Here is a 25416-nt window from a genome sequence, read left to right on the forward strand (position 1 = left end):
TCTGGTATCCATGTCGTGGTAGGGCGCGCTCAGCGCGCGGTCATCAATGCCGGCAGCCAGGTGGAGATCTGCGGCACCGCGGCGATCAGCACCAGCACCAGCATGACCGCCAGCAGGAAGGGCGCGGTGGCGCGGAACAGCGGCCCCATGCGGATGTCGGCCTGGACGATGGCGATGTACAGCCCCGGGCCGACCGGCGGGGTGACCAGGCCGATCACCGTGGCCACGGTGCACACCACGCCGAAGTGGATCGGGTCGATGCCCAGGCTGGTGACCACCGGCATCAGCAGCGGCACCACCACGATCAGCACGCTGATGCTCTCCAGGAACATGCCGAGCAGCAGCATCATGACGATGACCAGCAGCAGGAAGACGAAGGGCGAATCGGTGAGCCCCTGCATGGCCTCGACCACCAGGTCGGGCACGCCTTGGAAGGCCAGCACCCAGCTCAGCACCGAGGCGGCGGCGATCAGGCCGGTGATGGTGGCGGTGTTGATGCCCACTTCCAGCAGGATGCGGCCGAGCTCGCGCACATGGATCTCGCGGTAGGCCAGGCCCAGTGCCAGCGCGATGACCGCGGCGACGGCGCCGGACTCGGTGGGCGTCATCACCCCGGCCATGATGCCGCCGATGACCACCACCGGGATCACCGCCGGCACCAGGCCTTCGACCAGCACGCGGAGCGAGGCCGCGCGGTCGCCACGCTGGCCGGCCGGCAGGCCGGGGCCGAGCAGGCCGGGGCCGAGCAGGCCGAACAGCACGATCACCAGCGCCAGCGCGCTGACCAGCAGCACGCCGGGCAGGATGCCGGCAATGAACAGCGGAGCGATCGGCTGCACCGCGACCACGCCGTAGATGATCATCAGCATCGACGGCGGGATGATCGGCCCGAGCAGGCCGGCGGACACGGTGACCGCGCCGGAGAACGCGCGGTCGTAGCCGGTGCGCTCCATGGCCGGGATCATCACCTTGCTCATCACGCCGATCTGCGCGATCGCCGAACCGAGGATGGAGGCCGCCATGGCGTTGGTGAACAGGTTGGCGTAGGCCAGCCCGCCCCTGAGGCCGCCGACCAGCACCTCGGCCACCGCGATCAGGCGCTGGGTGAGCCCGGCCTTGTTCATGATCTCGCCCACCAGCAGGAACAGCGGGATGGCCAGCAGGCTGTTGATCTCCAGCGCGCCGTAGAACTGGATGGGCACCGAATCGAACAGCACGGCGAGGTCGGCGGTGGCCATGAACACCAGCGCGCTGACCAGGATGGTGCCGAGGATGGGCAGGCCGGCGAACAGCAGGCCGAAGAACACGATCAGGGTGATCATCGCGCACCTCCGGCGAAGGCGCGCAGCTCGCGCAGGATGGCGGCCAGCTGGTGCCAGGCCATCATCGCCGCGGCCAGCGGCAGCACGGCGTAGTTCCACCAGCGCGGCAGCTGGGTGGTGGCGCCCAGTTCGATGCGCACCTCGGGGCGGGCGATCCACTCCCAGCCGAGCCAGCTGAGAAAGGCGAACAGCCCCAGCATGACCACGCCAAGCGCGGCGGACAGCCCGTGGCGCGCGCGCGGCGAGAGCGCGTTGGGCAGGAAGTCGATGGTCACCAGCTGGCCGTGGCGCACCAGCAGCGACAGGCCGAACAGGGTGGCGAACACCAGCATCTGCACGGAGATTTCCTCCGCCCAGAACAGCGGCGCGCCGAAGAAGTAGCGCATCACCACCTGCGCCACCATGATGCAGGCGATCGCGCCGGTGAATGCCACCACCAGGCCGCGCTCGATCCAGGCCAGGCCGTGGTCGGCCTTCTGTATGTATTCCAACACTGTCGGGACTCCTCAGTGCGGTGCGAGCGCACGGGCGGAGGCCATGCCGGCCCCCTGCCCGCGCGCGTCACGGATGTGACTCGGTGCTCCGGTGAGCCACGCGGCTCAGAGCGCCTTGGCCTGGCCGTAGAAGTCGGCGATCAGCGGGTTGCGGGCGATGTACTGCTCGCGCACCTTGCCACCCACCGCCTGGAAGGAGGCCACGTCCGCCTGGATGACCTGGGCGCCGTCGGCGCGGGCCTTGTCCAGGTTGGCCACGTCGGCGTCGATGGCGGCCTTGAAGCCCCAGGTCTCGGCGTCGGCGACCACCTTGGCGATCATCTCGCGTTCGGCCGGCGAGCGGCTGTCCCACCACTTCTTGGAGACCACGATCACCGCCGGGAAGGCCATGTGGCCGGTCAGGGTGAGGTTGGGCGCCTGCTGGTGGAATTTCAGTCCGACCAGCGCATCGAGGTCCACATCCACCGCGTCGAGCAGCTTGGTGGTCAGCGACGGGGCGATCTCGGAGAGCGGCATCGCGGTGGGTGCGGCGCCATTGGCGTTCCACCAGTCGTTGTACACCGGGTTGGGGAAGGAGCGGATCTTCTTGTTCGCCAGGTCGGCGGCCGAGGCCACCGGCTGCAGCGAGAGCACGTGGCGCATGCCGGCGAAGGCGTAGCCCAGGCCGACCAGGCCGTGCTTGTCGAGGCGGCGGAGCATCTCGCGCGCGGCCGGGGTGGCCGCGGCGCGCGAGGCGTGCTCGACGTCGCGGAACACGTAGGGCAGCGACCAGCCGAGGAAGGCTTCCTCGCGATTGGACATGGCGCCCACGGTGAACACGCCGAACTGCTGCGCGCCGGCCTGCATCAGGTTGATCATCTGCGCCTCGTTGCCGAGCTTCTGCAGCGGGCTGACCGCGATCTTCATCTTGCCGCCGGAGGCGGTGGCGAGATCGGCGGCGATCTTCTCCGAGACCTGGTGCCAGACGTGGGTGGGCGGGGTGATGTGGCCGAGCTTGAGGCTCTGCGCACCAGCGCCGGCGGCGGTGGCGCCGAGGACCAGGCCGGCGAGCGCGGCGCGTGCGAATCGAGCGAATCGGGTGATCTTCATGGTTTGTCTCCGGATGTGCTTGTTATAAGTGTGGACGAGTCATTGCGCGTCCGGCTGCAGGGCCGGTGCCGCGCGGCGGAAGGCGTCGAGTTCGCCGCAGGCGCGGTCGACCGCGACGATGTTGGGGTAAGGCGAAAGGTCGACCTGGAAGCGGCGCGCGCTCTCGACCTGCGGCACCAGATACACGTCGGCGAGCGTCGGCACGTTGCCGTGGCAGAAGGCGCCGCGTGCGGGGTCGGCGGCCAGCAGGGCCTCGAGGGCGTCGAAGCCGGCGCCGATCCAGGTGGCGCACCAGGCCAGCACCGCGGCCTCGTCCTGGCCGAGCTGGCGGCGCAGGTATTCCAGCACCCGGCGGTTGTTGAGCGGGTGGATGTCGCAGCCGACGATGGCGGCCAGCGCCCGCACCCGCGCACGCGCCGCCGGGTCGGCGGGCAGCAGCGCGGGCGTGGGGTAGCGCTCTTCCAGCCACTCGATGATGGCCGGCGACTGGGTCAGGGTGAGTTCGCCGTCGGTGAGCGCGGGCACCAGGGCCTGCGGATTGAGCGCACGGAAGGCGGCGCCGAGGTGTTCCTCGGTGCGCAGGTCCACCGGCACGTAGTCGTAGGCGATGCCCTTGAGGTTGAGCGCGATGCGCAGGCGGTGCGAGGTGCCGCTGCGGAAGAAGTTGTACAGCTTCATCGCCGCCGCCCTCAGGTGCGCGCCAGGCAGTTGTCGGCGTTCCAGCCGTACAGCCATTCCATGGCGTCGTAGAAGCGCTCGGCGGTGCGGCCCTTCCACAGCTCGTTCCTCACCAGGCGCTCGACGCCCTTGGCGTGGTAGATGCGCCCCATCTCGCGCGAGGACAGCACGATGCGCGCGGTACGCGCGATGCGCGAACGCTGGTACAGGTCGAAGGCGCGGGCGAAGTCGTTGTCATGCACGCGCAGCGCCTCGCCCAGCGTCACTGCGTCCTCCAGCGCCATGCACGCACCCTGCGCCATGTACTGCGTGGTCGGGTGGGCGGCGTCGCCCAGCAGGGTGGCGCGGCCAAAAGTCCATTGGCCGATCGGCTCGCGGTCGGCGGTGGCCCAGCGCTTCCAGCTCTTGGGCAGGTCGATGAGCTGGCGGGCCTTGGGGCAGATGCCCTGGAAGTAGCTCTGCACCTCTTCCGGGCTGCCTTCGGTGACGCCCCACTCTTCCTGCTCGCGGCTGTGGAAGGTGACCACCACGTTGTACTGCTCACCGCCGCGCAGCGGGTAATGCACCAGGTGGCAGTTGGGCCCCACCCAGATGCTGGCCGCGTTCCACTGCAGCTCGGCGGGGAAATCCTGCTTGTCCACCACCGCGCGGTACACCACGTGGCCGGTGACCCGCGGCGGGTCATTGACGTACTGCGCGCGCACCACCGACTTGACGCCGTCGGCGCCGATCAGCGCCAGGCCGTGGTGGGCATTGCCGTGCTGGTCGAACACGGTCACGCCTTCGTCGTCCTGCTCGATGCGCTCCACCCGGGTCGAGGTGAGGAACTCCACCCGGCCGGTCTCCTGCGCGCCTTCGAGCAGCGACAGATGCACGTCCACCCGGTGGATGACCGCGTAGGGGTTGCCGAAGCGCTTGCGGAAGGCCTCGCCGGTGGGGATGCGGCCGACCAGGGTTTCGTCGAGCGCATCGTGCATCACCATCTCATCGGTGTACACAGCGCGGCCGCGCGCCTTCTCGCCCACGCCCAGGGCGTCGAAGGCGTGGAAGGCGTTGGGGCCGAGCTGGATGCCGGCGCCGATCTCGCCGATCTCCGGCGCCTGTTCCAGCACCTTCACCGCAAAGCCGCGGCGCACCAGCGCGAGCGCTGCCGCCAGGCCGCCGATGCCGCCGCCGGCGACGATCACGGGTCGTTGTTGGCTCATGTCTCTCTCCTCTCTCTTCGTCCGTCCGCCTGGGGGCGGCTTATTCGGCCGCGCCGATGGTCAGCGCGATCCCGCCGACGCGGTCGATGTGGCCGGCCAGGCGGTCGCCCGGCTTGACCGCGCCCACGCCTTCCGGGGTGCCGGTGTAGATCAGGTCGCCGGGCTGCAGGTGGTAGAACTTCGACAGGTCGGCGATCAGCTCGGGGATGCTCCAGATCAGCTGCGACAGGTCGGCCGACTGGCGGGGTTCGCCATTCACCTCCAGACGGATCGCCCCGCTGCCGAGGATGTCCAGCTCGCCGATCGGGACGATCTCGGCACATACTGCGGACAGCTCGAAGTCCTTGCCCAGATCCCAGGGCCGGCCCTGCTCGCGGGCCACCAGCTGCAGGTCGCGGCGGGTCATGTCCAGGCCGGCGGCGTAGCCGTAGATCAGGCTGGCGGCATCGGATTCGGTGACGCGGAAACCCGGCGCGCCGATGGCGACCACCAGCTCCATCTCGTGGTGGTAATTGCTGGTGCCGGTGGGGTACGGCACGGTGGCGCCGGATTCGACCAGCGTGGAAGCAGCCTTGGTGAAGTAGAAGGGCTGCGCATTGGCCTTGTCGACCGGCACGCCCATCTCCACCGCGTGGGCGTGGTAGTTGCGGCCCACGCAGAAGATGCGATTGACCGGGTAGCGCGCTTGCAGGCCGCGCACCGGCAGGGAGTACACCGGGGGCGGGGTGAACAGGTATTGGGTCTGGCTCATGTCGGGTGTCTCTGTGGGTTCTGTCGGGAAATCAGGCACGCACTTCGTAGACGCCGAGCTTCCTGTGCAGCGGCGACTCGTCGGCGACGAAGACGAAGGCGGGCCGCTCGGCCGAGCGGTTGCTCAGGGTGATCGGCACGTAGCCGGGCACGCAGCAGGTGTCGGCTTCGGCCAGGGTGAAGCTGGCGCCGTCCGCGCTGACCTGCGCGCCACCTTCGATCTGGTGGAACACGGTGGCTGGCGAGCGCGCCGGCAGCTGCAGGGTTTCGCCCGGGCGCAGCATCAGCGCTGAGTAGCCGAGGATGGCCTGGCAGTCGGCGCCGGATTCCGGGTTCACATAGGCCACCTGCACCGCCTCGATCTGCGGTTCGGCCTCGGCCAGCGCGAGCAGCGCGGCACGCACCTCGGCCCACGGGTAGCGCAGCATCGGGAAGCGCTTGTCGGCGCGCGCGAACACCGGCGAGGGCACCACCCCGCCGCGCCGGTAGGCACGCTCGGTGGCCTGGGCCTCGACCTGCTGGGCCTCGCCCTCGGTCACGTAGGAGGCTTCCATGTAATAGACCAGCGGCAGGTCGAGCACGTCCAGCCACACCACCGGCGCCTTGCCGTCGTGGCCGTGCTCGTGCCACAGGCCGGTGGGGGTGAGGATCAGGTCGCCGCGGCTCATCGGGCACTTCTCGCCATCGACCGTGGTGTAGGCGCCCTCGCCTTCCACGATCATGCGCACCGCGTTCGGCGTGTGTTTGTGCGCCGGCGCCCATTCGCCCGGCAGCAGCAGCTGCATGCCCAGGTAGATCGCCGCGCTGGCCTGCATCTTCTCCAGCCCGTGGCCCGGGTTGGCCAGCACCAGCACGCGGCGCTCGGCCTTCTCGATCGGGGTCAGTTCGCCGGCCTTGAGCAGCAGCGGGCGCAGCGCTTCATACGACCAGCTCACCGGCCTGGTGCGCCGCGTGGGCACGCCCGGCGGCAGCACCGCGCGCAGGCTGGGCCACAGCGGCACCAGGTTGTGTGCGTCGAGCGCGTCGCGGTAGTCCTGCGGCAGTTCGTCGAGTCGTCCGAGTTCCAGCATTGTTCGCTCCTCCAGCGTTTCGGTCGCCGCTCCGGCTGTCCCGACCGGGATTGGCCCGGTCGCAGCGGGCGGCGATGCGTTGTGTGGAGTGCAATCTATCGAGCGAGCTTTATTCCGTCGACGCATGGCGTGGAATAATGCGATTTCGAAAATCGAATAGTGAGCCGAGGATGAGCACCCCCGACCTGCGTCCGCTGATGGTCTTCGATGCGATCTACAAGACGCGCAGCGTCAGCCGCGCCGCCGAGCAGCTGGAGCTTGGCCAGCCGGCGGTGAGCATCGCCCTGGGCAAGCTGCGCGATCACTTCGGCGACCCGCTGTTCGTGCGCACCTCGGCCGGCATGGAGCCCACGCCGCTGGCGGCCGAGCTCGCCGGCCCGATCCGCAACGCGCTGGACGCGCTGGACGAGGCGCTCGGCCACCGCGCGCTGTTCGACCCGGCCAATTCCGAGCGCAGCTTTCGCATCTGCATGACCGACATCACCCACCTGGTGCTGCTGCCCCGCCTGTGGCGGCGGCTGCGCGCCACCGCGCCCGGGGTGAGGATCGAGATCTCGCCGCTGTCGGCCGACACCGGGCGCCTGCTGGAAGCGGGCGAGGCCGACCTCGCCGTGGGCTTCATCCCCGACCTGGAAGCCGGCTTCTACCAGCAGGCGCTGTTCCGCCAGCAGTACGTCTGCCTGGCCAGCGCAGACCACCCGCGCATCCGCGGCGGACTCAGCCTGGCGCAGTACCAGGCCGAGGACCACGCGGTGTTCAGCACCTCGGGCACCGGCCACCAGGTCATCAACCAGGAGATTGCCCGCCAGGGCATCACCCGACGCATCGTGCTCAACATCCCCAACTTCCTCGGCGCCGCCTTCGTGGTCGAGCGCACCGACCTGCTGATGACCGTTCCCCGCCGCCTGGGCGAACTGCTGCGCGGCCGCGGCGACTTCAGCATCTTCCCGGTGCCCTTCACCCTGCCGGAGTTCACCGTCAAACAGCACTGGCACGCGCGCTTCCACCACGATCCGGGCAACCGCTGGCTGCGCGGCGCAATCGCCGAGCTGATGTCGGAGCTCGATCCGCCCATGGTGCGCGAATAGGCCGCGGGCCTGCCGGGGGCAAAGGAGCGGCACCATTGCCTCGGCCAAACGGATAATCGGCCAAACATATCCGGAAGCGATAGACCGACGATCTTCGCCCCGTCGCCCCCGGCACCGCCCCCGATTCCTGCAAGCAACGCGGGCTCGCCACCAAAGCGGAGATGGGAAGAGTCACGCGAGGAAGCACTTCACGATTCTACAAACACATCCTTGGACCTATATCTTTCGCGCTAGTAAAATCGCATACGGACGCAATCGTGCGTCGGCCCGAGGACCCCGCAATGGCCGTAGTTAACATCCTTCTGGTGGAAGACGACGACGTCGACGTGATGGCCGTCAAGCGCGCCTTCCGCGACCTCAAGATCGCCAACCCGCTGTACCAGGCGCGCGACGGCCTGGAAGCGCTGGACATGCTGCGTGGCACTGGCGGACACGAACCGCTCCCCCGCCCCTACGTGATCCTGCTCGACCTCAACATGCCGCGCATGGGCGGGCTGGAGTTCCTCGATGAGGTACGCAAGGACCCCGAGCTGCACCGCAGCGTGGTGTTCGTGATGACCACCTCGGCCGACGAGCGCGACCGCGTCAGCGCCTACGACAAGAACGTGTCCGGCTACGTGCTCAAGCACAGCCCGGGACGCAGCTTCCTGGATGCGGTGTCGATGCTCGAACACTTCTGGCGGGTGGTCGAACTGCCGGACGTGCAATGAGCTCGCAGCGCGTCCTGCTCATCGACGACGACGAGGTCGACCGCCGCCTGGCGCGGCGTGCGCTGAGCCAGGCAGGCTGGCAGGGCGAGCTCGTGGAAGCGCCCACCGCCGACGAGGCCCGCAGCCTGGCCGCCACGCAGCACTTCGACTGCTTCCTGCTCGACTACCACCTGCCGGGCACCGACGGCCTCACCCTGCTGGCCGAACTGCGCAGTACGCTGGCACCGCAGGTCCCGGTGGTCATGCTCACCGGCGAAGGCAACGAGATGATCGCGGTGCAGGCCATGAAGGGCGGCGCCTGCGACTACCTGCCCAAGGCGCTGCTGGCCCCCGACACGCTGCACCGCGCGCTCACCCATGCCCTTGAGCGCGGCCGTCTGGAGCGCGAACTGAGCGAAGCGCGCGCGCAACTCGAACACCAGGCCATGCACGACGGCCTCACCGACCTGGGCAACCGCCGTCTGTTCGTCCGTGATCTGGACCATGCACTGGCCGGCGCCCAGCGCGGCACCCAACGCACCTGCCTGCTGATGATGGACCTCAACCGCTTCAAGGCCGCCAACGACCGTTACGGACATGAAGCCGGCGACGCCGTGCTGACCGAAGTGGCGCGCCGGATGGAGGCCACCGGGCGGGCCAACGACCGCTTCTACCGCCTCGGCGGCGACGAGTTCACCGCGCTGATCGATGGTTCGGACCTGAACGGCGTGCTGGCCCTCGCCCAGCGCATCATCGACGCCGTGTCCGCACCGATCGCCTGGAATGACCATGAACTGCAGATCGGCATCAGCATTGGCGTCGCCCCGCTGAGCGCCGACGGCACGGACCGCGACGAGCTGCTGCGCGCGGCCGATGGGGCCATGTACCAGGCCAAGCGCACCGGCCGCGGCGTCGCCTGCGCGGAAGGCGACTCGTGACGCGCGCACGGCTCGGCACCAGGACGATCACCGGCGGCGTCTGGCTGTTGTTCGGAGTCGCCATGGTCATCTTGGTGAGCCTGCTCGGCGTACTCCACTGGAATCTAGCCGAGTTCAAGACGCTTGCCGACGGCTTCACCCGCACCGAAGCCATCGAGCGCGAACTGCGTGCGATGCGCGAGGACATGATCGACGCGGAAACCGGCCAGCGGGGCTTCCTGCTCACTCAGAATCCCGCCTACCTCGAACCCTACGAGAACGCCACGGCGACCCTGCTTACGCGCTTCAGGTCGCTGCATGGCCTGGTCGAGGATGCACACGCCCAGGACCTGCTGGCGCGCATGCATCCGGTGGCCGAAGCGCGCATCGAGCTGCTGTCCCGGACGATCAGACTGACCCACGACGGGCGGCATGCCGAGGCCTTGAGGATCGTCCACGAAGGCACCAGCAAGGCGCTGATGGACCAGTTCCGCCGCTTGAACGACCAGGCCATCCAGCGCGAACTCGAACTGCTCGCCGCGCTGCGGAGCAACTTCCTGCGGCAGTTCGACCAGGTATTGATCTCCTCGGTCCTGGGTGGCCTTGCCGCGCTGGCGCTGCTCTGGTTCACCGCGCTGCGCACCGCGCGCCGGGTGGCCGGCCCGGTGCATGCCTTGCTGCACGGCATCGAGGCCACCACCGCCGGCGACCTGCGCCACCAAGTCGCGGTGACCGACCATGACGAGATCGGCCGCATCGCCGAGGCCTTCAACCACATGAGCGAACGCCTGCGCCTGGCGCAGGACGAACGCGACGCCGCACTGCGCGAACTGCAGCGTAGCAACGCCGAGCTCGACAACTTTGCCTACGTCGCCTCGCACGACCTCAAGGCTCCGCTGCGCGGCATCCGCAACCTGACCGAGTGGATCGCCGAGGACGTGCGCGCGACCGCCTCGGAGGATACCCACGACAACCTGCGCCTGCTGCACAACCGGGTCGACCGCCTCGACAGCCTGCTGGAGAGCCTGCTGACCTACTCGCGCGTCGGCCGGCAGAACGGCCATGCCGAAACCGTGGACCTCGGCCGCCTGGTCGGCGAGATCCGCGACTACCTCGCGCCACGCCCCGGCTTCACCGTGAGCTGCAGCGCGGACATGCCCGTGCTGACCACCAACAAGGCACCGCTCGAGCAGGTGCTGCGCAACCTGATCAACAACGCCCTCAAGCACCACGATCGCGACACGGGACGGGTGACCGTATCGGCCACTCCCAGCGGGGAGTTCGTCGAGTTCCGCGTCGAGGACGACGGCCCCGGCATCGCACCCGAGTTCCACGAGCGCATCTTCCAGATGTTCCAGACCCTCAAGCCGCGCGACCAGGTCGAAGGCAGCGGCATGGGCCTGGCCATCGTGCGCAAGACCATCGAGGGCTTCGGCGGCACGATCCGGGTGGAGAGTGCGCCGCCGCGGCGCGGGAGTTGCTTCGTGTTCACCTGGCCGACCCATGTCGAGGGCGTTTGCTGAAGAGATGCGCCCCGGCTTGCGCGTGCCTGCCCATGAGGAGCAGTCGCACGCGTTCTGATGTCCTGCGCCCACGGCCAAGCCGCGCTGAGTGGCGGCACCGGCAGGAAAGGCCGGAGGCCAGGCTCTCGCACCCGCTGCGCGGCCACACGGAACGATAGACCGGCCCACTCACGGACACAGCCCGGGCACGGCGTCTTGCATGCGGCGCGCGCAGCTGCTATCCGACAAGAGAGGGGCCTGTGCCGCCCCTTCCCCGGAGAGCCGCCATGAGCGCCCTGACGCTGACCTCGCCCGCCTTCGCCAACACGGCGGACATCCCCGCCATCTACACCTGCGACGGCCACGACAGTTCGCCGCCGCTCGCCTGGACCGCCCCGCCGGCCGGCACCCGCAGCCTGGCACTGATCGTGGAAGACCCCGACGCGCCCGATCCCGCCGCCCCGCAGCGGGTGTGGGTGCACTGGGTGCTCTACAACCTCCCGCCCTCGGCCGGCAGCCTGCCGGCCGGCGTGCATGTCGACTCGCTGCCGCCCGGCACCCAGCAGGGACTCAACGACTGGAAACGCACCGGCTACGGCGGCCCCTGCCCGCCCATCGGCCGCCATCGCTACTTCTTCAGGCTCTACGCGCTGGACAAGCTGCTGCCCGACCTCGGCCACCCCGACAAGCAGCGCCTGGTGCAGGCAATGCAGGGCCATGTGCTGGCCCAGGCGGAACTGCTGGGTTTCTACCAGCGCTGACGGTGCCGTTCAGCGCAAGGGTTCGGCGGGGACGGCCACCAGCCGCATCCTCACCTTCAGCGCATCGGCCACCTGCAGCGCACCGCCCAGGACGCTAAACGGCACGATACCGAAATCGCTCTGGCGGACCTCGAAGACCGCCGTGGCCACCAGGCGGCCCGGTTGTCGGTCGAGCGCGACCGGCACGGTCTGCCGGTGCTCCACGCCGCGCAGGCGGATGGCCACGGTGACGTCCGGCGCCCAGGCCGGGCCGGAGACCGACAGCGAGCGGATCTCCACCTGCGGGTGGCGCCCGGCATCCAGCACCGCCTCGCCGAGCATGTTGTTGCGCGTGCCGGCAGCCGCTTCGGCGCTCACCACCGAGGCGAAGGCCTCGCCCTCCTCGGCGCGCAGCGCCGGCTCGTCGACGCGGAAACCCGCCACCGGCAGGCGGAGCACGAAGGACGACAGCCGCAGTTCATCGGCCAGCACGATCTGACCGTCGATCGCCGCGGCACGGACGACGTGGTTGTGGCCCAGGCGCGCCAGCGTGCCGGCGCGGAACACCAGGAAGCGCACATCGGACTGCGCGGCGTCGATCACATGGGTTGCGGCGACCGGCGCCGGGCCCGGCGCGGGGAGTGTCTCGCCGACGGCCGGCGCTACCGGCGGAACGCTGCCGCACCCGCTCAACAGCGTGGCGAACAGGCCCAGGATGAGGATGCGGCGCAACACGAGCATGACGGCAGGCTCCGGGGAAACAGTCGACGACCGGACCATTCTGGCACTAAGAGCCCCTAACAGAATGAAACGCCCCCGCGCCGGGCTGTCTTGGGGTGCAGCGCAAGGCGCGGCCCCGCCGCAATGCTGATTGCCTTGCAAGGGGGCGCAACGCGGCGATGCGCCCCAAGACAGCCCGGCCCTGCGGGTTGGGGGCCAGAAGCGGCGCTCGCTTTGTCGCGCTCCTTGCCAAGGGAGCCACCCTTGACTGCGTCGCGCTTCGCGCGGTCATCCGCTTCTGGCCCCCAATGCGGGGGCGTTTCATTCTGTTAGGGGCTCTATGCGCCGGCCCGCCGCGCTTGCCGCGCACACGGCCGGGGCGCTACCCTCGCGGCCTTTCCAACCAGACGCGAGCCGCCACCATGTCCACGATTCCGCCCTGTCCGCAATGCACGCTGGAGAACACCTACCCGGACGGCGACAACTACGTGTGTGCCGATTGCGGCTACGAATGGCCGATGGCCGCCGACGCGGAGACGGCCGAGGACGGCGAGCGCGAGGTGCGCGACGCCAACGGCAACCCGCTGGTAAGCGGCGACACGGTGGTGCTGGTCAAGGACCTGAAGGTCAAGGGCTCATCCACCACGCTCAAGGTGGGCACCAAGATCAAGAACATCCGCATCGTCGGCAGCGGCGACCACGAGGTGGACTGCAAGACCGACGCGGGCCAGTTCATGCTCAAGGCCTGCTTCCTGCGCAAGGCCTGAAGCACGCCATGCTGCAACCGCTACCGCGTAGGAGCGGGCTTGCCCGCGATTCGGCCATCGTTTGATTTCAGGCCTCAATCGCGGGCAAGCCCGCTCCTACCAAACCATGTGAAACGGGGGCCATCGGCCCCCGTTCGTCATTGCTGCGGATGCGAGCGTCTTACTTGCCGAAGGGCTGCGGACGCGGCGTGCTGTCCGAGGACGGCGGCAGGATCGGCAGGGTGAAGCTCGGCTGATCGCCGGTCAGGGTCTTCAGGAAGGCGACGATCTGCGCGTTCTCTTCCTTGGTGAACTTCTTGCCCAGCTGCAGGCGACCCATGATGTCCACCGCTTCGGTCAGGGTGTTGGCCGCACCGTCGTGGAAGTACGGGTAGGTCATTTCCACGTTGCGCAGCGTCGGCACCTTGAAGTTGAAGCGATCGGCGTCCTTGCCGGTCACCGCCGAGCGGCCTTCCGCCGGGCTGGAGGCCTTGTACGGCTCGACCACGCCCATCTTCTGGAAGGAGTTGCCGCCCACGGCTTCGCCGTTGTGGCAGGCCACGCAGCCGCTGTTCTTGAACAGCTGATAGCCGGCCAGCTCGGTGGCGTTGAGCGCGTCCTTCTTGCCGAGCAGCCACTGGTCGAAGCGCGAGTTCGGCGTCACCAGGGTCTTCTCGAATTCGGCGATCGCGTTGGTCACCTGGTCGATGTCGATCTTGTCGGAGCCGAACACCTGCTTGAACTCACGCACATAGCCGGGGATGGACTCGAGCACGTCGATGGCCAGGGTGTGGCTGAAGGCCATCTCGCCCGGATTGGCGATCGGGCCGCCGGCCTGCTCCTTCAGGTCGGCCGCGCGGCCGTCCCAGAACTGCGCCACGTTGAGACTGGAGTTGAGCACGGTGGGCGCGTTGATCGGACCCTGCTGCCACTTGTCGCCGATCGAGGTCGGGATGTTGTCGGTACCGCCCATCGACAGGTTGTGACAGGAATTGCAGGAGATGAAGCCGGACTTGGACAGGCGCGGATCGAAGTAGAGCTTCTTGCCCAGTTCGACCATGCCGAGGTTGATGTTCTGCGGCGGACGGATCACCTGGATCGGTTCGTCCATGGCGGCCTGGGCGGTCTGGGCGGCAAGGCCGGACAACAGCGCAACGGCAACGGGCAGGATGGTACGTTTCATCTTTGTTGCTCCCCTTCATCGTGGTTCAAACTTTGGACGCAGTCTAAACCCCGGAAAAGGTCGCAATTTGATCCCGGTCAACAAACACGCCGATCAGATAATGACGGCCGACCGCGGTCGGCGGGCTGCCTGATCAGGTGCTGACGCGCTCGCCGCGCACGATCTGGCGCGAGATGATGAACATCGGCAGCAGGCCGACGGCGACGATGGTCAGCGCCGCGGTGGAGGCTTCGGTCAGGCGCTCGTCGGCGGCCAGCGTATGCGCCTGGGTGGCCAGGGTGTCGAAGTTGAAGGGACGCATCACCAGCGTGGCCGGCAGCTCCTTCATCACGTCCACGAACACCAGCAGGCCGGCGGTGAGCAGGCTGCCGCGCAGGATGGGCACATGCACCCGCCCCAGCGTGGCCCACTTGCCGTAGCCCATGCTGCGCGAGGCATCGTCCATGTTGGGGGTGATCTTGCCCAGGCTGGACTCCACCGAATGCAGCGCCACAGTCAGGAAGCGGCTCAGGTAGGCATACACCAGCGCGGCGATGCCGCCGGTCAGCACCAGCCCGGGATTGACCCCGAAGGCCGCCTCCCAGGCCGCGGCGATCTGGTTGTCCAGCCGGGTCACCGGGATCAGCACGCCCACCGCGATCACCGAGCCCGGCACCGCATAGCCCAAGGCGACGATGCGGTTGAGCATCTCAGGCAGGCGGCTGCGCGCCAGGCGCGCCGCGTAGGCCAGCAGCACCGCCAGCACCACGGCCAGCACGGCGGTGACCGCGGCGAGCACGAAGCTGTTGCGCGCCAGGTCGATGAAGCGCGCGCCGAACTGCGCATCGCCCTCGACCAGGGCCATCTTCAGCAGCAGGAAGCCCGGCAGCAGAAAACCGAGGAACAGGGGCATGAAGCAGGCAAAGGCGGCCAACGCACCGGCTGCCGGCGACAGCCGCTTGCGCACCGGCCGTGCGGCGCTGCGCGAGGTGTTGTTGAAGCGCGCCCGCCCACGGCTGGCGCGTTCGAGCAGCAGCACCAGGATGACGAAGGCGAGCAGCGAGGCGGACAACTGCGCCGCGGCGATGCGGTCGCCCAGCGAGAACCACGCCCGGTAGATGCCGGTGGTGAAGGTCTGCACGCCGAAATAGGCCACCGTGCCGAAGTCGGCCAGGGTCTCCATCAGCGCCAGCGCGGTGCCGGCGACCACCGCGGGGCGGGCCAGCGGCAGCGACACGCGGAAGAAACTGCCCCACGGTCCCAGCCCCAGCGAGCGCCCGGCTTCCAGCATGCCCGAGGCGCGCTCGAGGAAGGCGGTGCGCACCAGCATGTAGACGTAGGGGTAGAGCACGAACATGAACATCGCCACCGCGCCGCCCACCGAACGCACGTCGGGAAACCAGTAATCCCCCGCGCGCCAGCCGAACAGTTCGCGCAGCCAGGTCTGCACCGGGCCGACGAACTGCAGGGTGTCCGTGTAGACATAGGCCATCACGTAGGCCGGCACCGCCAGCGGAAGCACCAGCGCCCACTCGAAGAAGCGCCGCCCGGGGAAGTCGTGCATGGTGGTCAGCCAGGCGGTGGTCACGCCGATGCTGGCCACGCCAAGCCCGGCGCCGATGCACAGGATCACCGTGTTGCGCAGGAACTCGCCCAGCACGGTGTCGGCCAGGTGCGCCCAGGTCGCCGAGGTGCCGCCCACCAGCACGTTGGAGAATACCGACAGCACCGGCATGGAGATCAGCGCGGCGATCAGCACCGCCACCACGGTGAGCGTGGACCAGTACCGGCGCACGCGCAGCGCGATCCCCGGTCGGCCTGCCTTCACTCCTTGCACGATGTCCATTACGCTCCCGTCCGTGCCTGCGGCAATTCGTCTATGGCGAAAATTATAATTGATCGCATTTGGATTGCCGCAGTGCAATAATCAATTCCATCCTGTCCGTTCACTCCGGATACCGAAATGTCCCACCTGCAGCTTACCGACATCGACCTCGCCTTCGGCGCCCACCGCGTGGTGCGCAAGCTCGGCCTGAGCCTTGAGAAGGGGCGTATCGGCTGCCTGCTGGGGCCATCGGGCTGCGGCAAGACCACCGTACTGCGCTGCATCGCCGGCTTCGAGCGCGTGGCCGCCGGCGAGATCCGGCTCGACGGCCAGGTGGTGAGCAGCCGCGACCAGCACCTGCCGCCCGAGCGCCGGCGCATCGGCATGGTGTTCCAGGACTACGCGCTGTTTCCCCACCTGACCGTGGCCGAGAACGTCGGCTTCGGCCTGCGCGGCGCGGCTCCCGAGGCCCGCCGAGCCCGGGTCGACGAACTGCTCGGCATCGTCGGCCTGGCCGACCAGGGCGCCAAGTATCCGCACGAAATGTCCGGCGGCCAGCAGCAGCGCGTGGCGCTGGCGCGTGCCCTGGCCCCCCGCCCCGCCCTGCTGCTGCTCGACGAGCCCTTCTCCAACCTCGACGTGGACCTGCGCGAGCGCCTGTCCTACGAGGTGCGCGACATCATCAAGGCCACCGGCACCACCGCCATCCTGGTCACCCACGACCAGCACGAGGCCTTCGCGGTCGCCGACGAGATCGGCATCATGAACGAGGGGCGCATCCAGCAGTGGGACACGCCCTACAACCTCTACCACCGCCCGCACAACCGCTTCGTGGCAGACTTCATCGGCCAGGGCGTGCTGATGCACGGCACCGTGCTCAACGACCGCCAGGTCCAGGTCGAACTGGGCACGCTCAACAGCGCGGTACCGGTGGAATGCGGCATCGGCTGCGGCGGCTGCAGCCGCAAGTGCCAGGTCGAGGTGCTGCTGCGTCCGGACGACATCGTGCATGACGACGCCAGCCCGATGAAGGCGCGGGTGGTCAAGAAGGCCTTCCGCGGCGCCGACATCCTGTACACCCTGGAACTGCCCAGCGGCACCCGGGTGCTGTCGCTGGTGCCCAGCCACCACAACCACGCCCTCGGCGAAGCCATCGGCATCCGCCTGGACGTGGACCACGTGGTGACCTTCCATGAAGACACGCCCGAACCGGCCAGCGTGCAGGACCAGGGTCTGGTGCAGATCATTTCATGATCCCCTGGCTGTTCGACCGGCCGGCCTTCCCGCCGGTCGAGCGCGCGCTGAGGGAGCCCGAAGGCCTGATCGCGGCCGGCGGCGAGCTGGGCCCCGAATGGCTGCTGGCCGCCTACCGTCGCGGCATCTTTCCCTGGTACAGCCCGGGCGAGCCCATCCTGTGGTGGAGCCCGGACCCGCGCCTGGTGCTGTTCCCGGGCGAGATCCGCATCACCCGCTCGCTGAGGAAGACCCTGCGCCAGGGGCGCTTCGAGATCCGCCTGGACACCGCCTTTGCCGAGGTCATGGCGGCCTGCGCCGCGCCGCGCGAACCGGGCGGCGGCACCTGGATCACCGCGGAAATGCAGGCGGCCTACCTGCGCATGCATGAACTGGGCTACGCCCACAGTGTCGAAAGCTGGTCGGACGGCAGGCTGGTCGGCGGCCTGTATGGCATGGCGCTGGGGCGCGCCTTCTTCGGCGAATCCATGTTCAGCCGGCAATCGGACGCCTCCAAGGTCGCGCTCGCGCACCTCGCGCGCTTCCTTGAGATGCGCGATTACGCCGTGATAGATTGCCAGATGACAACGCAGCATCTGCTGTCGATGGGCGCACGGGAGGTCTCCCGCAGCGACTTCAGCCGGGGCCTGGCCACCTGGACGCACGAAGGCCCGCCGACCGGCCGATGGCCGGCAGATGCGGCGCAAGGCATGGATTGGCGCTGAAGACGCCGGCCACCCTACAGAGAGACCAGGGCGCCGGAGAGCCCGCCAGCCCGGGGAGACGAGCATGCAGAAAGACTACCCGTATGCGCTGATCCAGTTCTACGCCACGGCGCCCTACGCGTGCTCCTACCTGCCCGACCGCCTGGCCCGTTCGCAGGTCGCCACCCCCGGCCACCTGATCGACCCGCACATCTACAGCGAACTGGTGCGCAACGGCTTTCGCCGCAGCGGCACCTTCACCTACCGCCCCTATTGCGACAACTGCCGCGCCTGCGTGCCGGTACGGGTGGCGGTCAACCGCTTCCGCCCGGACCGCAGCCAGCGCCGCGCGGCACAAAGGCATGCGACGCTGACCGCCACCGAGCGCCCGCTCGCCTTCCAGGAAGAGCATTACGCGCTCTACCAGCACTACCAGAACGCGCGGCACGCCGGCGGCGGCATGGACCAGGACAACCGCGAGCAGTACGCCCACTTCCTGCTGCAGAGCCATGTGGACACGCGTCTGGTGGAATTTCGCGAGCAGGGCGTGTTGCGCATGATCAGCGTGATCGACCGCCTCACCGACGGCCTGTCCAGCGTCTATACCTTCTACGACCCGCAGGTCGCGCATGCCAGCTACGGCACCTACGGCATCCTGTGGCAGATCGAGGCCTGCCGCCGGCTGCGCCTGCCCTATGTGTATCTCGGCTACTGGATCGGCGAGAGCCCGAAGATGGCCTACAAGGCGCGCTTCAGCGCCCTGGAAGGCCGGGTACGCGGCGAATGGCGCCCGTTCGAGGACTTCGTCGACGAGTTTCCCGGTCCGCCGGCGGGGTAAACGGAACACGGGAAAACCTCCCGTAGGAGCGGGCTTGCCCGCGATGCGGCGCGCGGATATACGGACGCCGCATCGCGGCCAAGGCCGCTCCTACACGCCCTCCCGGGCCGATTCCCGCCACCCGGCCCGCGATTCAATCCCACATCCCGCGCATCTTCGCCGCCAGATCCAGCGCCGCCTGGCGTGAATCCGGCGTGCCGCGCAGTTCCGGCGGCGGGGGCGGCCAGGAGCGCTGCTCGAAGTGGCCGAGCATGCGGTTGGAGATGAAGCGGGTGCGCCCGGCGTACACATGGCGGTCGCCCAGGCCTTGCTGGCCGGTGACGTAGAAGCGCTGCGGCACGACCAGCTCGAGGTGGTCCTTGGCGCGCGTCATGGCCACGTAGAGCAGGCGGCGCTCCTCGTCGATCTCCACGCTGCTGCGGGTGGCGATGTCCGACGGGATGCAGCCGTCGACCACGTTCAACACCGTTACCGCGCGCCATTCCTGGCCCTTGGCCGAGTGCATGGTGGACAGGATCAGGTAGTCCTCGTCGAGCAGCGGCATGCCGGCCTCGTCGCTGGTGGCGCTGGGCGGGTCCAGGGTGAGTTCGGTGAGAAAGCGCTGCCGACTCGGATAGGTGGCGGCGATGCGCGCGAGCTGGGCGATATCGCCCTGGCGCACCGCGGCGTCGTCGTAGAGGCGCGGCATCTCGCCCTCGTACCAGCGGCAGGCCAGCTCGAAGCTCGCCGGCCAGGCGGCGTCGGCCGCGCGCAGGCGGTCGAGCAGCGCGGCAAACTCCGTCCAGCCCGCACGCGCGGCCTCCGGCACCGGCTGCTCGGCGAGCAGCTCGCAACCGGCCGGCGCAGCGGCGAGGTTGTCCAGCACGCGCGCCGCGCTCTTGGGACCGATGCCGGCCAGCAGTTGCAGCACGCGAAAGCCCGACACCCGGTCGCGCAGGTTCTCGGTCCAGCGCAGCAGCGCGAGCACGTCCTTGACGTGGGCGGCTTCGAGGAACTTGAGCCCGCCGAACTTCACGAAGGGGATGTTGCGCCGGGTGAGCTCCATCTCCAGGCGCGCGCTGTGGCTGGCTGCGCGGAACAGCACCGCCTGCTGCTTGAGCTTGATGCCCTCCTCGCGCCGCGCCAGCACGCGCTCGACCACGAAGGCGGCCTGCTCTGCGTCGTCGCGCACGCTCACCAGCTGCGGGCGGGCGTCGGATTCTCGAGCACTCCACAACTCCTTGGCGTAGCGCTCGCTGGCCTGGGCGATCACCGCGTTGGCCGCAGCGAGGATGGGCTGGGTGGAGCGGTAGTTGCGCTCCAGGGTCACGCGCTGCGCCGGCGGGTCGAAGTGCGCGGGAAAATCCAGGATGTTGCGCACCGTGGCGCCGCGAAAGGCATAGATCGCCTGCGCGTCGTCGCCCACCACGGTGAGCCCGCGGCCGTCCGGCTTCATCGCCAGCAGGATTCTCGCCTGCAGCGGGTTGGTGTCCTGGTATTCGTCCACCAGCACGTGCCGGAACTGCTCGCCGACCTCGGCGGCCAGCGCGGACTCGGCCATCATGTGCGCCCAGTAGAGCAGCAGGTCGTCGTAGTCGAGCACCTGCTGGGCCTGCTTGGCGGCCACATAGGCGCGGAACAGCGCCTTGAGTTCCGCCTCCCACTCGGCGCACCACGGGAAGGTGGACTGCAGCACCTCGGCGAGCGGCGCACCGGTGTTCACCGCGGCGGAGTAGATCGCCAGACAGGTGCCCTTGAGCGGAAAGCGCCGCTCGCGGGTGGACAGGCCGGCCTCGTGGCGCGCGAGATTCATCAGGTCGGCCGAGTCCTCGCGGTCGTGGATGGTGAAGGCCGGGTCCAGGCCGATGCGCCCGGCGTGCTCGCGCAGCAGGCGCGCGCCGATGCCGTGGAAGGTGCCGGACCACTCCAGGGAGGCCTGCGCGAGCCAGGGATGCTCGGCCGCAGCCCGCCCGAGGATGCGCCGCACCCGCCGGCCCATCTCGTCCGCGGCGCGGCGCGAGAAGGTCAGCAGCAGGATGCGCGCCGGGTCGGCGCCGTGCAGGATCAGGTTCGCCACCCGGTGCGCCAGCGTGCTGGTCTTGCCGGACCCGGCCCCGGCGATGATCAGCAGCGGCGACGGGGCATCGACGCCGATGCCGTGCATGACCGCCTCGCGCTGGGCGGGATTGAGTTCATCGAGCCAGGCGGACGCGGCATGGGGAGCGGCATGGGTATTCATGGCTGTAATTCTATCCAGTCATCGCACACCGGCGATAGCCCGCGAGCGTCGTGCGGCGCACAACTGGCCTTCAACCTGAAAACCGCAGTTGGACGCGTCCGAGTGTGCGTCTGGCGGGCTGTCTGGCAAGGCGCGACAAAGCCGCATGGTCATTCCCTGCAATGAGGAGCAACGCAGCCAGGCGGCCCGCCAGGCGTGCAATCGGGTGCGTAGTGCACTCACCCGAGCGGTGAGGCTGGACGAAGGCTGACAACACTGTGTTCATCAGGCTTCCTGAACGTCAACAAGCGGTCAACTGCGGTTTTTAGGTTCATACGAAGGTAGAATCCGCCGATGCTCTACGACATCGCCCGCCCGCTGCTGTTTTCGCTCGATGCGGAAACCGCCCACGAATTCACCCTCGCCACCCTGAATGTTGCCGGCCGCGCCTTGCCCGCCGGCCGCCCGGAACCGGCCGCGCCGGTACAGGTGATGGGCCTGAACTTCCCCAACCGCATCGGCCTGGCCGCCGGTCTGGACAAGAACGGCGAGGCCATCGACGGTCTGGCGCGCATGGGCTTCGGCTTCATCGAGATCGGCACCATCACCCCGCGCCCGCAGCCCGGCAACCCGCGCCCGCGCCTGTTCCGCCTGCCGGAGGTGCAGGGCATCATCAACCGCATGGGCTTCAACAACCACGGCGTGGATGCGCTGGTGGCCAACGTCAAGGCGGCCAAGTTCAGCGGCATCCTCGGCATCAACATCGGCAAGAACTTCGATACGCCGATCGAGAACGCCGCCGACGACTACCTCGCCTGCCTGGAGAAGGTCTATGCGCTGGCGAGCTATGTCACGGTGAACATCTCCTCGCCCAACACCGCGAACCTGCGCCAGCTGCAGGGCGAATCCGAACTCGACGACCTTTTGGCGAAGCTCAAGGCCGCACAGACCCGCCTGGCCGACACCCACGGGCGCTACGTGCCGATGACGCTGAAGATCGCCCCGGACCTGGACGACGCGCAGATCACCAACATCGCCGACGCGCTGCGCCGCCACCGCATCGACGGGGTGATCGCCACCAACACCACGATCGCGCGCGACAAGGTGCAGGGCGTGCGCTTTGCCGAGCAGCAGGGCGGCCTCTCCGGTGCGCCGGTATTCGAGGCCTCCACCGCGGTGGTGGTCAAGCTCGCCGCCGCGCTGGCCGGGGAACTGCCGATCATCGCCGCCGGCGGCGTGACCAACGGACGCACCGCGCGCGCCAAGCTGGAAGCCGGCGCCACCCTGGTGCAGCTCTACAGCGGGCTGATCTACCGCGGCCCTGGCCTGGTGCGCGAATGCGTGCGCGCCACCGACGGCATGTCCCCGCCCGCGCCGGCCGCTGCATAGAGCCGGCGTTCATAAGCCTATTCCCCTGTCAGGGTTGAGCGCCGCAGTGCAGCAGGGGATAATCCCGCGATTACACGTGGTTAGCGAGTCATGAGCAGCTACATCTTCGTCGTCATCGGCGCGGTCCTGGTCAACAACGTGGTGTTCATCCGCATCCTGGGCCTGTGTCCGTTCATGGGCGTGTCCAAGAAGCTGGAGACCGCGATCGGCATGGGCGCGGCGACCACCTTCGTGCTCACCCTGGGCGCGGGCACCAGCTACCTGATCGACCACTACCTGCTGCAGCCTTTCGATCTCGCCTACCTGCGCACCCTGTCCTTCATCGTGGTGATCGCCGCCATCGTGCAGTTCACCGAACTGGTCATCCAGAAGACCAGCCCGCTGCTGCACCAGGTGCTGGGCATCTACCTGCCGCTGATCACCACCAACTGCGCGGTGCTCGGCGTGCCGCTGCTCAACGTCGGCCTCAACCACAACCTGCTCGAATCCCTGCTGTTCGGCTTCGGCTCCTCGGTGGGCTTCACCATGGCGCTGGTGCTGTTCGCCGGCATCCGCGAGCGCCTGGACGGCGCCGACGTGCCGCTGCCCTTCAAGGGCACGGCGATCGCGATGATCACCGCCGGCTTCATGAGCCTGGCCTTCATGGGCTTCGCCGGACTGGACCGCTTCCAGTAGGCGGAGCGCCGTGCGCAAGTCCTGATCTGACGCAAAAGAACAACATTCGCTTTCCCTTATTCTTCGCCCCTTTGCCCCCAACCCACCTCCGCTGACCGCATGCTGACCGCACTCCTGATCATGGCCGGAATCGCCGTCGTGCTGGGCGCCACGCTCGGCTACGCGTCGATCCGCTTCAAGGTGGAGGGCGACCCGCTGGTCGAGAAGATCGACGCCATCCTGCCGCAGACCCAGTGCGGCCAGTGCGGCTACCCCGGCTGCAAGCCCTACGCCCAGGCGGTGGCCAACGGCGAGGCCGACATCAACCAGTGCCCGCCGGGCGGCGAGGAAGGCATCCGCAAGCTGGCCGACCTGCTCGGCCGCGAGTTCAAGCCGCTCTCGGAAGAGCACGGCGTGGAGAAGCCCAAGTCGGTGGCCTTCATCGACGAGCAGACCTGCATCGGTTGCACGCTGTGCATCCAGGCCTGCCCGGTGGATGCCATCGTCGGCGCGGCCAAGCAGATGCACACCGTGGTGGCGCCGCTGTGCACCGGCTGCGAGCTGTGCGTGGCGCCCTGCCCGGTCGATTGCATCACCATGGAGCCGCTGCCCGAGACCGTGGAGAACTGGAAGTGGAAGTACCCGGTGGTCGAGCTCAGGAAGATCGCATGATCGCGCGTCTGTTCGGTTTCCACGGCGGCATCAAGCCCGACGCCCACAAGAACGAGTCGGCCGGCAGCCCCATCCGCCCCGCGCCCATCCCTTCGCGACTGGTGGTTCCGCTGCGCCAGAGCACGCGCGCCACTTCGGAATGCCTGGTCGTGCCGGGCCAGAAGGTGCTGAAGGGCGAGCGCATCGGCGCCCCGGAAGGCGTGCTCGGCACCGCGGTGCATGCGCCCACCTCGGGCACCGTGCTCGAGGTCGTCGAGCACCACATGCCTCACCCCTCGGGGCTGGACACGCTGTCGGTGGTCATCGAGCCGGACGGCGAGGAGCGCTGGATCGAACACGGCCCCTTCGACTGGAAGGAGCGCTCGCGCGACGAGGCCCTCGCCCACCTGCGCGACTGCGGCATCGTCGGCCTGGGCGGCGCCACCTTCCCCAGCCACATCAAGCTCGGCACCGGCACCGGCATCGAGGTGCTGATCCTCAACGGCGCCGAATGCGAACCCTGGATCACCTGCGACGACCGCCTGATGCGCGAGCGCGCCGCGGACATCCTCACCGGCGCGCAGATCCTGCGCGAGCTGATCGGCGCGCCGCGCCTGGTGGTCGGCATCGAGGACAACAAGCCCGAAGCCATCGCCGCGATGCGCACCGCGGCCGAGGCGATGGGCACCGGCATCGAAGTGGTGCCCATCCCCGCGCTCTACCCGGCCGGCGGCGAAAAGCAGCTGATCCGCGTGCTGACCGGCATCGAGATCCCCTACGGTCGCCTGGGCGGCGAGTTCGGCGTGCAGTGCTTCAACGTCGGCACCGCGCACGCGGTGTACCGCGCGATGAGCTTCGGCGAGCCGCTGGTGAGCCGCGTGCTCACCCTCACCGGCAACGTGGACCAGCCCGGCAACTACGAGGTGCTGATCGGCACGCCGATCGAAGACCTGCTGCCGCTCGCCGGCCCGCGCCGCGCCGACACCGACCGCATCATCATGGGCGGGCCGATGATGGGCTTCGCCCTGCCGGCACTCGACGTGCCGGTGGTCAAGGCCACCAACTGCCTGATCTCCGCCTCCCAGAAGCTCTTCCCCACGCCGCCGCCCGAGCAGGCCTGCATTCGCTGCGGCGCCTGCGCGCGCGCCTGCCCGGCCGAGCTTCAACCCTTCGAGCTGTACTGGCACTCGCGCGCCAAGAACTTCGGCAAGGCGCAGGAATACAACCTGTTCGACTGCATCGAGTGCGGCTGCTGCGCCTACGTATGCCCCTCGCACATTCCGCTGGTCGACTACTTCCGTTTCTCCAAGAGCGAGATCTGGTCGCGCGAACGCGAGAAGAACGCCGCCGACCAGGCCCGCGAGCGCTTCGAGTTCCGCAACTGGCGCCAGGAGCGCGAGAAGGAGGAGAAGGCCGCCAAGCTCGCCGCCAAGGCCGCCGAGACGCGCGCCAAGCTGGCCGAGCAGCCCGCTGCGGGCGAAGGCGCCGCGGCCGCCGCACCGGCTGCCGAGGAAGACCCCAAGAAGGCGCTGATCGCCGCCGCCCTGGCGCGCGCCAAGGCGCAGAAGGCCGCCAGCGAGCCGAAGAACACCGACGGCCTGAGCGCCGAAACGCAGGCCGAGATCGCCGAGATCGACCGCCGCCGCCAGGCGCTCGGCCTGGCCGAGGGCGCGGAGCCGGCGCCGGACGCAGCGCCCGCCGCCCCGGCCGCCCCCGACGACAAACCCGCCGCGTCCACGCGCGACGCATGACC

Annotated in this window: 24 protein-coding genes; 13 read left to right on the top strand and 11 right to left on the bottom strand. The window is 68.8% G+C overall.

Annotated elements, in window-relative coordinates; all coding sequences use genetic code 11:
- Nucleotides 1–29: 29 nt before the first annotated feature.
- The 7 genes from IAI53_RS08790 to IAI53_RS08820 form a co-directional block, all read right to left on the bottom strand.
- Entirely contained in the window at nucleotides 30–1322 is a 1293-nt protein-coding gene (locus IAI53_RS08790) for a TRAP transporter large permease (RefSeq protein WP_187717717.1), read from the bottom strand.
- Nucleotides 1319–1816: a TRAP transporter small permease gene (locus IAI53_RS08795; RefSeq protein WP_187717718.1), complete on the bottom strand. Its 498-nt coding sequence runs from the start codon at nucleotides 1814–1816 to the stop codon at nucleotides 1319–1321. Before IAI53_RS08795 ends, IAI53_RS08790 begins: the two co-directional genes overlap by 4 nt.
- A 105-nt stretch (nucleotides 1817–1921) precedes the next feature.
- Nucleotides 1922–2905 carry a TRAP transporter substrate-binding protein gene (locus tag IAI53_RS08800; protein WP_187717719.1) on the bottom strand — a complete coding sequence of 328 codons (984 nt, stop codon included), beginning with the start codon at nucleotides 2903–2905 and terminating at the stop codon, nucleotides 1922–1924.
- 39 nt (nucleotides 2906–2944) lie between these two features.
- Nucleotides 2945–3583, bottom strand: a complete 639-nt coding sequence (gene maiA, locus IAI53_RS08805) for a maleylacetoacetate isomerase (RefSeq protein ID WP_187717720.1) — start codon at nucleotides 3581–3583, stop codon at nucleotides 2945–2947.
- 11 nt (nucleotides 3584–3594) lie between these two features.
- On the bottom strand, nucleotides 3595–4788 hold the full coding sequence (locus IAI53_RS08810) for a 3-hydroxybenzoate 6-monooxygenase (RefSeq protein ID WP_187717721.1): 1194 nt from the start codon (nucleotides 4786–4788) through the stop codon (nucleotides 3595–3597).
- A 40-nt stretch (nucleotides 4789–4828) separates the two neighbouring features.
- Entirely contained in the window at nucleotides 4829–5539 is a 711-nt protein-coding gene (locus tag IAI53_RS08815) for a fumarylacetoacetate hydrolase family protein (RefSeq protein WP_187717722.1), read from the bottom strand.
- A 31-nt stretch (nucleotides 5540–5570) separates the two neighbouring features.
- A complete protein-coding gene (locus IAI53_RS08820) occupies nucleotides 5571–6608 on the bottom strand; it encodes a cupin domain-containing protein (RefSeq protein WP_187717723.1) in 1038 nt (345 codons plus the stop codon).
- Between the two features lie 170 nt (nucleotides 6609–6778).
- Between IAI53_RS08820 and IAI53_RS08825 the strand changes: the two genes are divergently transcribed.
- The 5 genes from IAI53_RS08825 (at nucleotide 6779) to IAI53_RS08845 (ending at nucleotide 11565) form a co-directional block, all read left to right on the top strand.
- Nucleotides 6779–7696, top strand: a complete 918-nt coding sequence (locus IAI53_RS08825) for a LysR family transcriptional regulator (protein ID WP_187717724.1) — start codon at nucleotides 6779–6781, stop codon at nucleotides 7694–7696.
- A gap of 281 nt (nucleotides 7697–7977) precedes the next feature.
- Nucleotides 7978–8406, top strand: coding sequence for a response regulator (locus IAI53_RS08830; protein WP_187717725.1), 429 nt, complete (start codon nucleotides 7978–7980; stop codon nucleotides 8404–8406).
- Nucleotides 8403–9323: a GGDEF domain-containing response regulator gene (locus tag IAI53_RS08835; protein ID WP_187717726.1), complete on the top strand. Its 921-nt coding sequence runs from the start codon at nucleotides 8403–8405 to the stop codon at nucleotides 9321–9323. The genes IAI53_RS08830 and IAI53_RS08835 overlap by 4 nt, the downstream gene beginning before the upstream one ends.
- Nucleotides 9324–9385: 62 nt before the next feature.
- A complete protein-coding gene (locus IAI53_RS08840; protein WP_187717727.1) occupies nucleotides 9386–10825 on the top strand; it encodes a sensor histidine kinase in 1440 nt (479 codons plus the stop codon).
- A 266-nt stretch (nucleotides 10826–11091) separates the two neighbouring features.
- Complete coding sequence (locus IAI53_RS08845) at nucleotides 11092–11565, top strand: YbhB/YbcL family Raf kinase inhibitor-like protein (RefSeq protein ID WP_187717728.1); 474 nt, start codon at nucleotides 11092–11094, stop codon at nucleotides 11563–11565.
- A 9-nt stretch (nucleotides 11566–11574) separates the two neighbouring features.
- On the opposite strand, the gene IAI53_RS08850 is transcribed toward IAI53_RS08845, so the two are convergent.
- Nucleotides 11575–12285 carry a YceI family protein gene (locus IAI53_RS08850; RefSeq protein ID WP_187717729.1) on the bottom strand — a complete coding sequence of 237 codons (711 nt, stop codon included), beginning with the start codon at nucleotides 12283–12285 and terminating at the stop codon, nucleotides 11575–11577.
- A 401-nt stretch (nucleotides 12286–12686) separates the two neighbouring features.
- Between IAI53_RS08850 and IAI53_RS08855 the strand changes: the two genes are divergently transcribed.
- Nucleotides 12687–13031, top strand: a complete 345-nt coding sequence (locus IAI53_RS08855) for a zinc ribbon domain-containing protein YjdM (RefSeq protein ID WP_187717730.1) — start codon at nucleotides 12687–12689, stop codon at nucleotides 13029–13031.
- Nucleotides 13032–13191: 160 nt separating this feature from the next.
- On the opposite strand, the gene IAI53_RS08860 is transcribed toward IAI53_RS08855, so the two are convergent.
- A complete protein-coding gene (locus IAI53_RS08860; protein WP_187717731.1) occupies nucleotides 13192–14193 on the bottom strand; it encodes a cytochrome-c peroxidase in 1002 nt (333 codons plus the stop codon).
- A 133-nt stretch (nucleotides 14194–14326) separates the two neighbouring features.
- Nucleotides 14327–15907 carry an ABC transporter permease gene (locus IAI53_RS08865; RefSeq protein ID WP_432813920.1) on the bottom strand — a complete coding sequence of 527 codons (1581 nt, stop codon included), beginning with the start codon at nucleotides 15905–15907 and terminating at the stop codon, nucleotides 14327–14329.
- 228 nt (nucleotides 15908–16135) lie between these two features.
- Between IAI53_RS08865 and IAI53_RS08870 the strand changes: the two genes are divergently transcribed.
- The 3 genes from IAI53_RS08870 (at nucleotide 16136) to IAI53_RS08880 (ending at nucleotide 18772) form a co-directional block, all read left to right on the top strand.
- Nucleotides 16136–17251: an ABC transporter ATP-binding protein gene (locus tag IAI53_RS08870; protein ID WP_187717733.1), complete on the top strand. Its 1116-nt coding sequence runs from the start codon at nucleotides 16136–16138 to the stop codon at nucleotides 17249–17251.
- Complete coding sequence (gene aat / locus IAI53_RS08875) at nucleotides 17248–17955, top strand: leucyl/phenylalanyl-tRNA--protein transferase (protein ID WP_187717734.1); 708 nt, start codon at nucleotides 17248–17250, stop codon at nucleotides 17953–17955. Before IAI53_RS08870 ends, aat begins: the two co-directional genes overlap by 4 nt.
- Nucleotides 17956–18019: 64 nt before the next feature.
- On the top strand, nucleotides 18020–18772 hold the full coding sequence (locus IAI53_RS08880) for an arginyltransferase (RefSeq protein ID WP_187717735.1): 753 nt from the start codon (nucleotides 18020–18022) through the stop codon (nucleotides 18770–18772).
- Between the two features lie 133 nt (nucleotides 18773–18905).
- Here IAI53_RS08880 and IAI53_RS08885 read toward each other — a convergent pair whose 3' ends face one another.
- Nucleotides 18906–20990: an ATP-dependent helicase gene (locus IAI53_RS08885; RefSeq protein WP_187717736.1), complete on the bottom strand. Its 2085-nt coding sequence runs from the start codon at nucleotides 20988–20990 to the stop codon at nucleotides 18906–18908.
- A gap of 333 nt (nucleotides 20991–21323) precedes the next feature.
- On the opposite strand from IAI53_RS08885, the gene IAI53_RS08890 reads away from it, so the two are divergent.
- The 4 genes from IAI53_RS08890 to rsxC all read left to right on the top strand — a co-directional run bounded on the left by IAI53_RS08890 (nucleotide 21324) and on the right by rsxC (nucleotide 25414).
- Complete coding sequence (locus tag IAI53_RS08890) at nucleotides 21324–22358, top strand: quinone-dependent dihydroorotate dehydrogenase (RefSeq protein ID WP_187717737.1); 1035 nt, start codon at nucleotides 21324–21326, stop codon at nucleotides 22356–22358.
- Between the two features lie 90 nt (nucleotides 22359–22448).
- On the top strand, nucleotides 22449–23033 hold the full coding sequence (rsxA, locus tag IAI53_RS08895; protein WP_187717738.1) for an electron transport complex subunit RsxA: 585 nt from the start codon (nucleotides 22449–22451) through the stop codon (nucleotides 23031–23033).
- Between the two features lie 99 nt (nucleotides 23034–23132).
- On the top strand, nucleotides 23133–23684 hold the full coding sequence (gene rsxB / locus IAI53_RS08900) for an electron transport complex subunit RsxB (RefSeq protein ID WP_187717739.1): 552 nt from the start codon (nucleotides 23133–23135) through the stop codon (nucleotides 23682–23684).
- Nucleotides 23681–25414 carry an electron transport complex subunit RsxC gene (rsxC, locus tag IAI53_RS08905; protein WP_187717740.1) on the top strand — a complete coding sequence of 578 codons (1734 nt, stop codon included), beginning with the start codon at nucleotides 23681–23683 and terminating at the stop codon, nucleotides 25412–25414. Before rsxB ends, rsxC begins: the two co-directional genes overlap by 4 nt.
- Nucleotides 25415–25416 lie beyond the last annotated feature (2 nt).

Source organism: Thauera sedimentorum (assembly GCF_014489115.1).
Taxonomy (GTDB): Bacteria; Pseudomonadota; Gammaproteobacteria; order Burkholderiales; family Rhodocyclaceae; genus Pseudothauera; species Pseudothauera sedimentorum.